The organism is Sphingobacterium corticis, assembly GCF_042684745.1.
Lineage (GTDB): Bacteria > Bacteroidota > Bacteroidia > Sphingobacteriales > Sphingobacteriaceae > Sphingobacterium > Sphingobacterium corticis.
The window spans coordinates 279,176-292,972 of sequence record NZ_JBHUMA010000004.1; the positions used below are offsets into that span (position 1 = coordinate 279,176).

The 13,797-nt window shown below is 42.4% G+C and carries 13 protein-coding genes and 1 tRNA gene; 10 read left to right on the forward strand and 4 right to left on the reverse strand.

The features are described 5' to 3' along the window. The first annotated feature begins 131 nt into the window (after positions 1–131). The 8 genes from ACFSQ3_RS02410 (at position 132) to ACFSQ3_RS02445 (ending at position 8,163) form a co-directional block, all read left to right on the forward strand. Entirely contained in the window at positions 132–2,171 is a 2,040-nt protein-coding gene (locus ACFSQ3_RS02410; protein ID WP_380867169.1) for a TonB-dependent receptor plug domain-containing protein, read from the forward strand. 12 nt (positions 2,172–2,183) lie between these two features. Next, the gene (locus ACFSQ3_RS02415; RefSeq protein WP_380867170.1) at positions 2,184–3,251 is read left to right on the forward strand and encodes an HmuY family protein; all 1,068 of its coding nucleotides are present in this window, start codon (positions 2,184–2,186) and stop codon (positions 3,249–3,251) included. Beyond that, the gene (locus tag ACFSQ3_RS02420; protein WP_380867172.1) at positions 3,251–4,126 is read left to right on the forward strand and encodes a heme/hemin ABC transporter substrate-binding protein; all 876 of its coding nucleotides are present in this window, start codon (positions 3,251–3,253) and stop codon (positions 4,124–4,126) included. Before ACFSQ3_RS02415 ends, ACFSQ3_RS02420 begins: the two co-directional genes overlap by 1 nt. Continuing rightward, positions 4,126–5,178 carry a FecCD family ABC transporter permease gene (locus tag ACFSQ3_RS02425; protein ID WP_380867174.1) on the forward strand — a complete coding sequence of 351 codons (1,053 nt, stop codon included), beginning with the start codon at positions 4,126–4,128 and terminating at the stop codon, positions 5,176–5,178. The genes ACFSQ3_RS02420 and ACFSQ3_RS02425 overlap by 1 nt, the downstream gene beginning before the upstream one ends. After that, on the forward strand, positions 5,175–5,948 hold the full coding sequence (locus tag ACFSQ3_RS02430; RefSeq protein WP_380867176.1) for a heme ABC transporter ATP-binding protein: 774 nt from the start codon (positions 5,175–5,177) through the stop codon (positions 5,946–5,948). Before ACFSQ3_RS02425 ends, ACFSQ3_RS02430 begins: the two co-directional genes overlap by 4 nt. Before the next feature lie 11 nt (positions 5,949–5,959). Continuing rightward, positions 5,960–6,979 (forward strand): hemin-degrading factor, encoded by a 1,020-nt coding sequence (locus ACFSQ3_RS02435; RefSeq protein ID WP_380867177.1) that lies wholly within the window; start codon positions 5,960–5,962, stop codon positions 6,977–6,979. A 37-nt stretch (positions 6,980–7,016) separates the two neighbouring features. Further along, positions 7,017–7,826 carry a ChaN family lipoprotein gene (locus tag ACFSQ3_RS02440; RefSeq protein ID WP_380867179.1) on the forward strand — a complete coding sequence of 270 codons (810 nt, stop codon included), beginning with the start codon at positions 7,017–7,019 and terminating at the stop codon, positions 7,824–7,826. 205 nt (positions 7,827–8,031) lie between these two features. Then, positions 8,032–8,163 (forward strand): hypothetical protein, encoded by a 132-nt coding sequence (locus ACFSQ3_RS02445; RefSeq protein WP_380867180.1) that lies wholly within the window; start codon positions 8,032–8,034, stop codon positions 8,161–8,163. Positions 8,164–8,266: 103 nt separating this feature from the next. Here the strand turns inward: ACFSQ3_RS02445 and ACFSQ3_RS02450 are convergent. Beyond that, positions 8,267–8,339: transfer RNA gene (locus tag ACFSQ3_RS02450), tRNA-Met, on the reverse strand. Between the two features lie 113 nt (positions 8,340–8,452). Here ACFSQ3_RS02450 and era point away from each other — a divergent pair. Then, positions 8,453–9,331, forward strand: coding sequence for a GTPase Era (gene era, locus ACFSQ3_RS02455; RefSeq protein ID WP_380867182.1), 879 nt, complete (start codon positions 8,453–8,455; stop codon positions 9,329–9,331). 51 nt (positions 9,332–9,382) lie between these two features. On the opposite strand, the gene ACFSQ3_RS02460 is transcribed toward era, so the two are convergent. The 3 genes from ACFSQ3_RS02460 to ACFSQ3_RS02470 are packed head-to-tail and all read right to left on the reverse strand — an operon-like array spanning position 9,383 to position 11,975. Then, entirely contained in the window at positions 9,383–10,648 is a 1,266-nt protein-coding gene (locus tag ACFSQ3_RS02460; RefSeq protein ID WP_380867184.1) for a cation:proton antiporter, read from the reverse strand. Positions 10,649–10,664: 16 nt separating this feature from the next. After that, positions 10,665–11,147 (reverse strand): cation:proton antiporter regulatory subunit, encoded by a 483-nt coding sequence (locus tag ACFSQ3_RS02465; protein ID WP_380867186.1) that lies wholly within the window; start codon positions 11,145–11,147, stop codon positions 10,665–10,667. A gap of 45 nt (positions 11,148–11,192) precedes the next feature. Further along, positions 11,193–11,975, reverse strand: coding sequence for an MBL fold metallo-hydrolase (locus tag ACFSQ3_RS02470; RefSeq protein WP_380867187.1), 783 nt, complete (start codon positions 11,973–11,975; stop codon positions 11,193–11,195). Between the two features lie 114 nt (positions 11,976–12,089). Here ACFSQ3_RS02470 and recJ point away from each other — a divergent pair, with 114 nt between their 5' ends. Further along, a complete protein-coding gene (gene recJ / locus ACFSQ3_RS02475) occupies positions 12,090–13,790 on the forward strand; it encodes a single-stranded-DNA-specific exonuclease RecJ (RefSeq protein ID WP_380867189.1) in 1,701 nt (566 codons plus the stop codon). Positions 13,791–13,797 lie beyond the last annotated feature (7 nt).

Genomic DNA, 13,797 nt, shown 5'->3' on the forward strand with positions numbered 1-13,797 from the left:
TTTCGCCAAACTACCGAAATTCCAGTAGCGGAGTAACAAAATAATCGAAGCTACAGCAAGTAAACAATTCGTCATATTTTTATTTGTATTAAATCTAAATAAAAATTAGATTTGTCGTATCATTTTTAAATATGTTCGTCAAGTCTACCATTTTATCCCTCTCATCGATCATTTTCGGCCTAAATAGCTATGCACAGGATAGCATTCGTTCACAGATTGAACAAGTTGTCGTTACCGCCCAACTTGCTCCCACTTCGTTACAAAACTCCGTTTACAAAGTTCGTACGATCACGCAAGAGCAAATCATGCGTCGCGGAACGTTGGACATGACGACCTTATTGAACACCGAGCTTGGCATTCGCTTCAGCAATGACATGATGCTTGGTGAGTCAGATATCGAACTGATGGGCATGTCGGGACAAAACGTGAAGATTATGATGGATGGTGTTCCGCTTCTAGACCGCGGAGCAGGTCGACAAAGTTTGACGCAGATCGACCTAAATATGATTGAGAAAATCGAAATCATTGAAGGACCCGTTTCTGTAACCTACGGAACAGACGCTTTGGCCGGCGTTATTAATATCATCACCAAGAATCAAGCTTTCGGCCGAGGTACAAATCTAAGTGTCCACTTGCAAGAAGAAACTGTTGGATCAGAGTACAAACCATTCCATAAAGAAGGGCGCCACAATGCGCATATTGGAGTAACGCATTACCTCGATAATTGGCAATTTAATGCCAATGTAAGTCGAAATAATTTTGGCGGTTGGCAAGGTTCTGCCACGCTTCCACAGTTGCAGTGGCAGCCCAAAGACCAATGGCTGGCTTCCGGAAAAATTGGTTATGCGAATGCGAAACACCAAACTTGGTATCGCTTCGATTATACGAACGAAGATTTGTACACGCCGGGCGCATTCAACCAAAACAATACGGTGGTAAATAAGAATTTCATTTCCAACCGATATAACAATATGCTACAAAGCAATTGGAAGTTTTCAGATCGGCTTACCGCAAATGGTTCGCTTTCCTTCCAAAAATATGACCGCAGCACTTTGACAAAACGGACAAATCTCGTCACGAATGAAACGGTATTGACTACGGGAAGCGGTGAGCAAGACATCGTTAAATTTAATTCGCTATTCTTCCGTGGTACGGTGCAATATAAATTTTCAGAGCAAATTCATACGCAATTGGGCGTGGAATACGATGGAGAAAGCGGCTCGGGAGACCGTTTGGAAAACAATGCGTCCGTAGCCGAATACGCCACATTTTTCACTGCTGAGATTCAACCGATATCAAGATTAAACATTCGGCCGGGAGTGCGTTTTATAGGCAATACGGTATTCCGTTCTCTGCCCGTTATCCCATCATTGAACTTGAAATATGGCATCACCGATCAAATGACTTGGCGAGCAGCTTACGCTCGCGGTTTCCGCTCTCCCGCACTACGTGAATTGTATTTTCAGTTTTTTGACGCCAATCACTCCATAAATGGAAACACCAATCTTCGTCCGGAAAATTCAAATAGCTTCAATAGTTATTTCTCGTATGAAAACAGAATAAACGAAAACAAACGTTTTTACACCTCTTTAGGCGGAACCTACAATGTATTCCGTGATATGATTGAAATCGGTTTCGATTCAGATAATCCAAGCATTAACACCTATCTAAACATTGCTCGCTTCAAAACCGCAACGATGTTGTGGGAAAACATGTTCCACTACAAAGGCTTTCAGGCAGGATTGGGTTTCTCATATATAGGCCGGATGAACATGGCAAAAGAAACGGATCCTTCGCTATCGGAATTCCTATGGAGCCCGGAAATTAACAGCAACCTTTCTTATTATTTCGCTCCGTGGGGATTAAACACCAGTTTATTCTTCAAATACAGCGGTCGCAGACCGCGATTCGAATTCCGAAACGAAACTAGTGGGACACCGATCGCCACGCAGGTATTCGTCAATGCATTTACGATGAGCGATATCACTTTCGACAAGAAGCTCAGCCAAAGTTTACGAGTGAATGCTGGTGTCAGAAATCTTTTTGACGTGAAAGATTTGCGGAATACCGGAACCGTCGGTGAGGGTGCGCATGGTAGTGCCAGTTCCACCGTTCCGATGGGAAATGGAAGATCGTACTTTATTGGATTACAACTTAACATGAATAAATAAAACTACAGAAAAATGAACACTTCAATCTTTAAAGCGCTTTTGCTATGCGGCGTAATCGCTATTTCTTCATCTTGCGGACGAGATGATGTGGAAGCTCCAGCTATTCCACCGTCCGACGGTTCAAAACTTACCTTAGAAGGCGGCGAAGGTGCAGGGGATGCTGCTAATGCCGTGTATGTAGATTTTAGTGCTGATAAGCAAAACTCAGTTGTGCGTAGCTCTTGGACTCTAGGATTTTACGGCGGCAACGAATTCCGAGTAGCTGTGAATGGTTTCGCGAATGCTGGTGCGGCTGCTACAACATCAACAGATATTAACGCGGTGAACTCCACCAATTTCGATATCAACACGTTAACCGTAAGTCAGAATGCGCTATCTGCAGAATCATTCAAGCTCTTTGATGATACATTGGGACGTATTACGCATACCGCCATTGCCGAAATTAGCGCTACTGCAGCTAGCAACCGAGTATATGTGGTAAATCCAGCAACTGGTGCGCAAGTATCAAAAGAAAATCTTTGGAAAATCCGTGTGCAACGCGAAGGCAGCACAGGATATAAATTGGAATATGCAAAGCTTGACGATGCTAACGTGCAGACTATTACGATCAATAAAAACGCAGATTTCAATTTCACTTTCTTTTCGTTTACCCAAGGAGTCGTTAATGTAGAACCCAAAAAATCTGACTGGGATATTTCATGGGGAAAGCATGCCTATTTCACCGCCTTTGGTCCAGGGAACTACGTACCGTACACCTTTGGTGACTTAGTATTCCTTAATCACTTAGCTGGCACGCAAGCTGCTCAAGTGACTGTTGGCGCAACATTCACCACTACCTATGAGCAATTTAATGAGTCGCATTTAGGTAGCATTCAACTTTCTAACAATAGAAACACCATTGGATCAACCTGGCGTGCTACAACTGGTTCAAACGCAGGTATCTTTCCAGAAAAATACTACATTATTAAAGACAGTGCAAACAACATCTACAAGTTAAAATTTGTAGCGATGGGCTTAGGAAGTGACGGAGGTACCCGTGGCTATCCAGAAATTGAATATAAACTTATAAAAAGAGGATAATGCAAGTGTTTAAAAAATTAGTATTTCCAGTTGCAGCGGCGAGCTTATTGTTCGGTAGCTGTAACCAATCGGCAGAAAAACAAAACGAAAATCAAGAAGCCAATACCGATTCTTTACGTATCGTATCGATCAACGGCGCTGCTTCGGAAGTGCTCGCGGAGTTTGGATTATTGAAGAACATCATCGGTACGGACGTGACTTCCACCTATCCGGAAGCGTTGGCGCAGTTGCCGAAAGTGGGACACAACAGAAATATTTCTGCGGAGGGCATTTTGGCTTTAGCGCCAAATATCATCATTGGAACAGAAAAGGATTTGAAACCCGAAACCTTAGCTCAGCTACGCCAGAGCGGCATTCGTGTGTTGCTCGTTCCGCACGAAGCAAGTACAGATGGCAGTGTGCAACTGATCAAATCGTTGGCCGATTCACTAAATATCAGCAGCAAAGGTGATTCCTTATCGAATGTTGTTTTGTCAGATTTGAAAAAAGTTCAAGCGCATAAATCGGACGGAAAGAAACCGAAAGTATTATTCATTTATGCTCGTGGTGCGGGCACGATGATGGTCGGAGGGAAAGGTACGGAAGTAGATCAAATGATTGCTTTGGCGGGCGGTGAAAACGTGGCTCAAGATATTCAGGAGTACAAACCATTAACGCCGGAAGCTTTAGTGGCCTACAATCCCGATGTAATCTTATTGTTTGATTCTGGATTATCTAGCTTGGGCGGTGTAGACGGTATTTTGAACGTGCAAGGTGTGAAACAAACCAACGCTGGCAAGAACAAAAAAATCGTTGAAATGGATGGCGCTTTGTTAACCGGATTTGGTCCGCGCGTGGCAGAAGCCATTGACGAGTTGCACCATAAAATTCATTAATGAATTATACGCGAAGAAAAATAACCTATATGTTGTTAGTGGTGCTGTTAATCGCCTCGTGCTTATTTTCTATGAGCATCGGGGCGCTTAACATTCCCATTAAAGCTTTGCTATCCATATTTGGAAATGCTTTGGGCTTCGACTTTAATTCCGATTATTCGATTCAGCAGCAAGCCGTCTTGTTGAACATACGCCTACCCAGAATGGTGCTCGGCGTTTTGGTTGGCGCAACGTTAAGTATTTCTGGAGCATCTATCCAAGGGCTTTTTCGGAATCCATTGGCAGAACCTGGCATTATCGGCATTTCTTCCGGAGCCACCTTGTTTGCCGTTTTGGTGATTGTATTGGAAGGTTCCGTTTTCGGAACGTTGGTTCAATATTTAGGCTATTATACTTTGGCGTTAGCCGCATTCGTCGGCGCGTTGATTACTACCTTCGTGATTTACCGATTTTCCGTCCGACAAGGAAGAACGGATGTTACCTCGTTATTATTAATTGGTATTGCCATCAATGCGTTGGTGATGTCCTTCACCGGATTGCTAACATACATTGCCAGCGATGAACAGTTGCGTAACATCACTTTTTGGAGTTTGGGCAGTTTGGGCGGTGCTAGCTGGCAAACCGTCAGCACGCTATTTCCATTTAGCGTTATTTCCGTTGGAGGATTGCTGTTTTTCAGCAAATCCTTAAATGCGATGGCTTTAGGCGAAGCGCAAGCGGAGCACTTGGGCATTTCGGTACAACAAACTAAAAAATACATCATTATTTTGGCTGCTATCGGCGTTGGCGCAACGGTAGCGTTTACGGGGTTGATTGGCTTTATTGGGTTAGTTATTCCTCATATTTTACGTATGAGCGTTACTGGCGATCACAAATTTCTGCTGCCAGCTTCCGCCATTTTTGGCGCAGGTATTTTGGTTTTATCGGATTTAATCGCCCGAACAATCGCCTCGCCAACGGAATTACCTATCGGCATCCTGACAGCACTATTTGGCGTACCCATTTTTCTGTACATTATTCTGAAAGATAGAAAATCGCGAAAAGGTTTATGATTCAAGTAAAAGATCTCTCCTATCACATCGATAGTAAACCGATATTAAAGAAGGTTAATTTACAAGCCAACGTGGGTGAATTATTGGCCATCATCGGACCAAACGGAGCAGGAAAAAGTACATTGATAAAACTGCTTTGCGGAGAAATCAAAGCAGCGCAGCAACATATCGTTTTAGCGGGAAGAGATTTATCGAAATACTCGCTGAAAGAAATGGCTTTGAAGCGCGCCGTACTTACCCAAGCTAACGATGTGAGCGTAAATTTTACCGTCAAGGAATTGGTAACGATGGGTCGCTATCCTCATTTCGACGTGAATCCGAGCACCATTGATCTAGAAATCATCGATCAGGTGTTGCATGAAATGGGCATTGCACATTTCTCCGATCGCTCCTATCATTCGCTATCTGGTGGAGAAAAACAACGTGTACAATTAGCCCGCGTTTTAGCACAAATCTACGAAAGCGATGATGCGATTCTGTTTCTTGACGAACCGATCAATGGTTTGGATATGCAGTATCAACAAATTATCTTAGACAAAGCAAGGCAAATGGCGAATCGCGGATGGACCGTTGTTTGCATTTTGCACGACATTAATTTCGCGGCGCGTTATGCCGACAAAATTTTGATTTTAAAACAGGGTGAAGTGAAACATTATGGCACTCCGTCCGAAACAATTACGGCGGAAAATATGCTGGAAATCTATCAAACGCGCGTCAAAGTGTTGCACGATCCGGAAATAGGCTATCCATTCATTATCCCTTTATCCTAAAAATTCCAACAATGACCACAACAGATCAACTAAAAGAAAAATACGAAAGTTACAAAGCGGAAAATCCTAAAGTGCGCATTCGCGATGCGGCAACGGCGCTTGGTGTATCTGAAGCTGAATTGGTAGCTATAGGCAATGACAATATTGCACTGAAACCCGAGATTCAAGCTATTCTGCTAGCCATCCCGAGTTTAGGTCATGTGATGGCGCTAACTAGAAATGACCATGCTGTTCACGAAAGAAAAGGAACTTATTCCAAAGCATCCTTTCATGGTCCGCAGATGGGATTGGTTGTCGGCGAAGATATCGACTTACGTTTGTTTCTTTCTAACTGGGCGCATGTGTTTGCTGTAAACGAAAACGATCGTCAAAGCATTCAGTTCTTCGACAAATGGGGAACGGCAGTCCATAAAATCTACCTGACAGAAAGCAGCGATTTAAATGCTTATCAAGATTTGGTAAACACCTATAAAGATGAAAACGCTTCTTCCTTTACGATCGACAAGATTTCTCCGGAAGAGAAACCCGAAAAAGCCGATAGCGAGATCGATCAAGCAACATTCCAGGCAGAATGGTTGGCATTGCAGGATACGCACGATTTCTTTGGATTGTTACGCAAGCATGGTGTAACGCGCACGCAAGCTTTGCGTTTAGCTCCAGCAGGCCATGCTCAAAAAATCGCAATTAGTAAGGTAGAAGATATGTTGAATTTGGTTTCCGAAGGAAAACTGGAAATTATGGTATTCATCGGCAATAGTAACTGTTTGCAAATCCATACCGGAAAAGCAGATCGCATTATGCGCACCGGACCGTGGATTAACATCTTAGATCCTGCATTTAATATGCACCTGCGCGATGAGGCGTTGGACAGTGTTTGGATCGTAAAAAAACCAACTAATCTGGGTTTGGTACATAGCGTAGAAACGTACGATGCAAAAGGAAATCTAGTAGCACAATTCTTCGGAAAACGCAAACCCGATGTGCCGGAAAGAACAGATTGGCGGGAGCTAATCAAAACCATTAGCGAATAATATGTCGATACGTTTTATAGCTATTTTGATAATAAGCATGAGCCTGCAAATGGCTCATGCTCAAAACATTTCTTCCCTTTACAATGCGCAAGGCAAGGTAGTAAGTATAGAAGATGTTTTGGGAGCAACAAAAGGGAAAAAGTATATTTTCATTGGTGAAATGCACGGCGAAAAGCCTGCACATGATTTGGAATTGCAAGTACTCGAATCGTTGTTCGCGCTTCATGGAGACAAATTGGTATTGGGCATGGAGATGTTCGAAACGGATGTGCAGCCCGTGTTGAACGAATATATGAGCGGCATAATCAATACAAGATCGTTTGAAAGTGAATCCCGTATTTGGACAAACTACAGCGATTATCGTCCGATGGTAGAATTTGCCAAAGCGCATCGTATCCCGGTCATTGCTACCAATGTTCCGCGTCGATATGCAAATGCCGTTTACCATCGTGGCGTGGCTATTTTGGATAGTTTATCGGATTATGCGAAAACGATCCTACCTCCGCTTCCAATGAATGTGGATACGACGCTATCGAGCTACCAAGAATTGAAAAACATGATTCCTGGACACGGTGGTGAAAACATGCTGTATTCACAGGCAATCAAGGATGCGAGCATGGCGCACCAAATCCTGCTTCATGCTAAAGTCGATAAGATATTCCTGCATATAAATGGTGCATACCACACCAAAAACCGGGAAGGTATTTTATCGTTTATGCGCGAAATCGATCCAAAATTGATCTTGACAATCACCACAATTCCTGAGGGAGAAGATAATCCGTCCGTTGAAGAAGCTGATTTCACGTTAATAATTCCTTCGAAACCTCTTGAAGGAACCCCGCATTAGTGTTGACTTTTGGTTCCAAACTAATATTATGAACATGATTATTGATTCAGGAAAAGTTTTACTAAGCCTGATAAAATTCAAACAAAGTACAATCTTAAAAATGCTGTAAAAGGATTTGAAAATCGTTCCATTAAATTATTACCGAAATCTATGGTTAGTCCTAGGTATGACAGTATTTGGATTACCAATAGGAGTAGCGATAGGAATGAGTGTGGGAAACATAGGACTTTTGGGAATTGGATTACCTATCGGAATGGCACTTGGACTGGCTGTACGAGCCACCATGGATAAAAAGGCAAAACAAGAAGGAAGGCAATTGGATTTGGAAATTAAATAGAATCAGCCTCTGACAGAACCATTGGATTGTTCCATTCTCATAGCTTATTATTAATAAAATTTGGACAAAAAAATAAAGCCGTTCATCTCTGAACGGCTTTTAGTAGCGGGGACACGACTCGAACGTGCGACCTTCGGGTTATGAGCCCGACGAGCTACCAACTGCTCCACCCCGCAATATATTTTTCTTAAAATCTGCCTTAGTGTGGCGTCTTTCGTAGATATTGCTCTTCCGAATTGTTTCACAAAGATATAACTTGTATTTTTGAAATGCAAATAAAAAATAAAAAATGTCACATAAAGCTGGATTCGTAAGTATCATTGGTAAACCCAATGCGGGAAAATCGACGTTAATGAATGCGTTAGTGGGGGAAAAGATGTCGATCATCACGCCAAAAGCACAAACAACTCGTCATAGAATTATTGGAATTGTTAACCAAGAGGACTACCAAATTGTATTTTCAGACACGCCCGGCGTGATCAAACCCAACTATTCCTTACAAGAATCCATGATGAATTTCGTGCAAGGATCTATTATCGATGCCGACATCATTCTTTTTGTGACGGACATTCACGAAAAATACGACGAGAACGATGTGATCGAAAAGCTTCGGAAAACAGATTCTCCTGTTGCAGTATTAATCAATAAGGTTGATAAATCATCCGAAGAAGAAGTCAAGGAGAAAGTAGCGTTTTGGAAAGAGAAAGTCAATCCAGAAGTGATCTTTGCACTATCTGCTTTGCATGGCTACAATGTGGACGGAATTATGGCTTACATCAAAGAAAAACTGCCTGTACACCCTCCATTTTATGAGAAAGACGAATTGACCGATAAATCTACCCGATTCTTCGTTTCGGAGATGATCCGCGAAAAGATATTCAAATTATACGACAAAGAAATTCCTTACAGCACCGAAGTGGTTGTTACATCGTATAAAGAAGAAGGACATATTACGCGCATTGCGGCGGAAGTTATTGTAGAACGTGATTCACAAAAAAACATCATTATCGGAAAAGCGGGTGCAATGATTAAAAAAGTCGGCACCTACGCGCGTCAGGATATCGAAGAGTTTATCGATGGAAAAGTATTTTTGGAACTATTCGTGAAGGTATTGCCCGACTGGAGAAGCAAGAAAAATTACTTGAAAAGATTCGGATACGATGATTAACAAATAAATAGGCATTCGCCTCATTGGACCGCGCGATTATTACAACTACAATTAACGTAATGATTGCGCGGTTTTATTTTGCTCGGAAAGAGCCTCCAAATCGCTTAGCTTCTTTTTAACAGGTTTCACGTCTTTGCCCGAACCGTTTAAGGCATTCCAAATATTTTTAGATTCCTTAGTAAGCAAAGGCGAAATAATCGACAAAAGCAACACGTAAACCACGACAAACGATTGTACAACTGGTAGCAAACCACCAGCTTTGCCAATGTTAGCCATGATAATAGAAAACTCACCGCGTGCCGACAAGGTAAAACCAATATCCACCGCATTTCTTGGTTTCAACCCAGAAAATCGCGTTGCAAAATAGCCCGAAGCTACATTGACTACCACGGTAATGAACGCAGCCAAAGTTCCCCAACCCAAAGCTCCTCCTAAAGCGTACATGTCAATCGACAATCCGAAACTAAAGAAGAACATCGCCCCAAAGAAATCCTTGTAAGGCAAAACCATTCCTTCAATCTTCTTAATGTATTTGGAGTCAGCCAATACCAAACCTGCCATCAGTGCTCCAATCGCTTCAGCAACGTGAATAGTTTCTGAGAAACCTGCAATCACGAACAATAAACTGAAGATAATGAGCACAAATAATTCGGAGGATTTGTCGTGCAACAATCTATCAATTGCAGGCACCAACTTACGTCCGAGCACTAGAAAAGTCAAGATAAATGTCAGCGCTAAAGCCGATGTTCCGGCAACAGCTAAGAACGATGTTGAACCAGTCAGAATCAATCCCGACAAGAAAGAAATGTGCATTGCTATAAACAAATCGTCGAACATAATCATTCCCATGATGACTTCTGTTTCCGGGTTTGCCGTACGTTTCAAATCCGTTAATACTTTAGCAACAATTGCAGTAGATGAACTGGTCATAATACCACAAAGCACCATCATTTCCTTAAACGGCAGTTCCATCATCCAGCCGATAAATAAGCCGGAAATAAAATTCAGCAGCACATAAAATATGCCACCGGAAACAATAGATTTGCCGGATTTCATCAATCTGCCAACGGAGAATTCTAAACCTAAATAGAAAAGCAGAAATAGCACGCCAAGGCGCCCCATAAAATCAATAAATGGCTTGCTTTCCGTAAAAGTCAGGTCAATTGCGCCAAAGGTCGGTGCATGCTGTCCTAGAACCATACCGATTAATATGAAAAACGGAATGACCGAAAACCGCAACTTGTTGGCTAATAAACCAACTATTGCAACAAGTAGTACAGCAATTCCGATCTCTAATATTAGGGTATTTGTTAGCATGTAATTATCTTTTGGCTTATAGCAAAATCTCTTTCAGCAATTTGATATTATTTCTTTTTCCTGCGATTACTAAAGTTGTTCCCGATGTAATGACGTAATCTGGCCCCGGATTGATGATCGTTTCATCATCTTTAATCGCAGCGATGATAGAAGCACCTGTTTTCTGACGAACGCCAAGTTCGCCAATGCTTTTATTTTCCACACCTTGATCGGAAGTTCCTACCTTGTACCATTCAATACGCAGATCGTCCAAAGCTACTTCCATCGTTTCCAATGCTTTCGGCTTGTAGGAAAGTCCGCCAAGAATTCCAGCTACCTGACGCGATTCTTCGTCGGATAATGTCATCACACAATGCGTTTCGTGTTCGGTTTTCTCGTGGCGATACAATTCGCGGCGCCCATCGTCGTGAATAACGACAACCATTTGGTCGCCAGCTTCCGTATCAATTTCATACTTTTTTCCGATACCGATCAGATCGCTTTCTCTAACTATCGACATGATTTACGTTGTTTAATTTAATATTTTTATGATCGACAAATGTCTTTATTCTGCTAAATCTTCTAATTTATAACTACCATCATCTTGCTTCACCGGCTTTCCAATTTGTGTTGTTTTGGAATGATAAAACAAGAAAATCCAGCCTTCCGGAGCACCCTTCTCCCACACCTTTGTTCGATATTCTTTCGATGTTCGCCCGTCAAAATCGTATTTCGCTACGAAATTTCTAAAAATCTCGCCTGGCTCAGAAAGCACATCTCCCCCAAAGAAATAATGTTCATCTCCGGTACGAATGTGAAATATTTGATGAAACTCGGTATGTCCGCCAGTTACCTCGTACGAAATCTCGTCGTTCAAGTCGCCATCGCCATCTACCAAAAGCAAATTACCGCTCCGCTGCAATGCTTGAAACAACTCCGTTCTGTAGGATGCGGAATCCGTGCTATACGCATTTTCCCATTCCTTTTCCTGCACCACATACTCGGCGTTCGGAAAAGCAATGCGCGTACTTCCGTCCTGCATATCTACCGTGCCGCCCATGTGATCTTTATGCAAATGCGACATCAATACATATCGCACGTCCGACGGATCAAAACCTAGCGATTTGATATTGTGATGAATCAACAACTCGCCATCCGCTGTACGCTCTCCTAGCCCGGTATCAATAACTACCAATCCGGCTTTCGTTTCCACCAAAAAAGGACGTACATGAACGAATAGCGAAGCTGGTCGATCTTTTGGATCATCTTTTTTCGGATCGAAAGGAACAAACACCTTGCTGGCATCAACGGAAAAAGAGCCTTCGTATAAGGAGTGAGCTTGAATCATTTTATATAGTTGTAACTATGTGCTTTACATCCTGCAATAAAGGTACAGGTCGTATAAATTAGGCGATTACGTGTTAAAAAACGTATATTTACCCCTATTTTACAAGGCAAAGGTATGCAAAAAAGGTGGTTACTAAAACCCAAAAATAACGCAGCAATTACACAGAGTCTCCGCGAGGGACTTGGAGTAAGTGATGTCGTTGCCAACCTTTTAGCTTACCGAAAAGTAGAAACTTTTGAAGCGGCGCGGGAGTTTTTCCGGCCGGCACTCTCCTACCTTCACGATCCCTTTTTGATGAAGGATATGGATGTCGCGATCGAGCGCATCACCAAAGCCATCAGTAATAAAGAAAAAATTCTAGTTTACGGCGATTATGATGTGGACGGAACTACCGCGGTATCGATTGTTTTTTCATTTTTCCACCAATTTCATAGCGGTTTAGAATATTACATTCCTGATCGATACGCAGAAGGCTATGGCATCTCCTATCAAGGCATCGATTATGCACACGAAAACGGATTTTCATTGATTATTGCGTTGGATTGTGGCATTAAAGAGATTGATAAGGTGGCTTATGCGAAGGAGAAAGGCATTGATTTTATCATCGGTGATCACCATTTACCGGGCGATTCCATCCCGGATGCGTTAGCTGTTTTAGATCCGAAACGGAATGACTGCAATTACCCCTATACCGAATTATCCGGCTGCGGAATTGGCTTTAAGATCATTCAAGCCTTTATCCAGTCCAACGATATGGATATGTCGATGGCCTATCAATATTTGGATTTGGTAGCGGTCAGCATTGCCTCCGATATTGTACCTATTACTGGAGAAAACAGATTGCTTTGCCATTTTGGCTTACAAAAATTGAATAGCAACCCATCCTTTGGCATCCGCGCTTTGATTGAGCTTTCCAATAATCGGAAGGATTTCTTCACGGTGAATGATATTGTTTTTCAAATCGGTCCACGCATTAACGCGGCCGGACGAATCGAACATGCGAAAGATGCTGTAAAACTGCTCACTTCCAAATCGACCGCGGATGCTTCGGTGTTTTCCGACAAAGTTGATGTGCAGAACAACGAACGCAAGGACGTTGATCTAAAAATCACGGAAGAAGCGTTGGCTATTATTGCCGATAATGTAGCCTTACAAAACCGTAATTCCACCGTTCTTTATAAGAATGATTGGCACAAGGGTGTGATTGGCATCGTAGCATCCAGACTCACGGAAAAATATTATCGACCAACCATCATATTAACTCAAACAAATGGGCATGTTGCCGGATCGGCGCGATCTGTTTTGGGATTTGATCTTTATCAAGCATTGGAATCTTGCAGCGATTTGCTCGAACAATTTGGCGGACATAAGTACGCTGCCGGACTGACTATGCCCACAGAAAACGTACCGCTATTTCAGCAACGCTTCGAAGAAGTGGTCACCGCGACGATTACACCCGAAATGTTGACGCAAGAAATTTCCATCGACCTTCCTATACATTTTCAGGATATTGATGCGAAGCTGTTTCGCTTGCTAAAACAATTTGAACCATTCGGCCCGCAAAATGAACAACCTATTTTCGTCACGAAAGGTGTTACGGTAAGCGGATTGGCACACGTAGTCGGTGCAAATCACTTGAAAATGATGTTAAAGCAGGAAGGTTGTGCACCATTTTCTACAATTGCATTCGGCCTCGCCGAACATTTGGATCACATCAATGCCGGAAAGCGATTTGATATTTGCTACACCATTGAGGAAAACACATGGAAAACGCGCAAGAATTTACAATTGAACATTAAAGCAATTCGATATTAACCGATAT

Excerpts from the sequence above, each read along its gene's own strand:
- ACFSQ3_RS02410 (WP_380867169.1), top strand. The coding sequence starts at position 132 with ATGTTCGTCAAGTCTACCATTTTATCCCTCTCATCGATCATTTTCGGC.
- ACFSQ3_RS02415 (WP_380867170.1), top strand. The coding sequence starts at position 2,184 with ATGAACACTTCAATCTTTAAAGCGCTTTTGCTATGCGGCGTAATCGCT.
- ACFSQ3_RS02420 (WP_380867172.1), top strand. The coding sequence starts at position 3,251 with ATGCAAGTGTTTAAAAAATTAGTATTTCCAGTTGCAGCGGCGAGCTTA.
- ACFSQ3_RS02425 (WP_380867174.1), top strand. The coding sequence starts at position 4,126 with ATGAATTATACGCGAAGAAAAATAACCTATATGTTGTTAGTGGTGCTG.
- ACFSQ3_RS02430 (WP_380867176.1), top strand. The coding sequence starts at position 5,175 with ATGATTCAAGTAAAAGATCTCTCCTATCACATCGATAGTAAACCGATA.
- ACFSQ3_RS02435 (WP_380867177.1), top strand. The coding sequence starts at position 5,960 with ATGACCACAACAGATCAACTAAAAGAAAAATACGAAAGTTACAAAGCG.
- ACFSQ3_RS02440 (WP_380867179.1), top strand. The coding sequence starts at position 7,017 with ATGAGCCTGCAAATGGCTCATGCTCAAAACATTTCTTCCCTTTACAAT.
- ACFSQ3_RS02445 (WP_380867180.1), top strand. The coding sequence starts at position 8,032 with ATGAGTGTGGGAAACATAGGACTTTTGGGAATTGGATTACCTATCGGA.
- era (WP_380867182.1), top strand. The coding sequence starts at position 8,453 with ATGTCACATAAAGCTGGATTCGTAAGTATCATTGGTAAACCCAATGCG.
- ACFSQ3_RS02460 (WP_380867184.1), bottom strand. The coding sequence starts at position 10,648 with ATGCTAACAAATACCCTAATATTAGAGATCGGAATTGCTGTACTACTT.
- ACFSQ3_RS02465 (WP_380867186.1), bottom strand. The coding sequence starts at position 11,147 with ATGTCGATAGTTAGAGAAAGCGATCTGATCGGTATCGGAAAAAAGTAT.
- ACFSQ3_RS02470 (WP_380867187.1), bottom strand. The coding sequence starts at position 11,975 with ATGATTCAAGCTCACTCCTTATACGAAGGCTCTTTTTCCGTTGATGCC.
- recJ (WP_380867189.1), top strand. The coding sequence starts at position 12,090 with ATGCAAAAAAGGTGGTTACTAAAACCCAAAAATAACGCAGCAATTACA.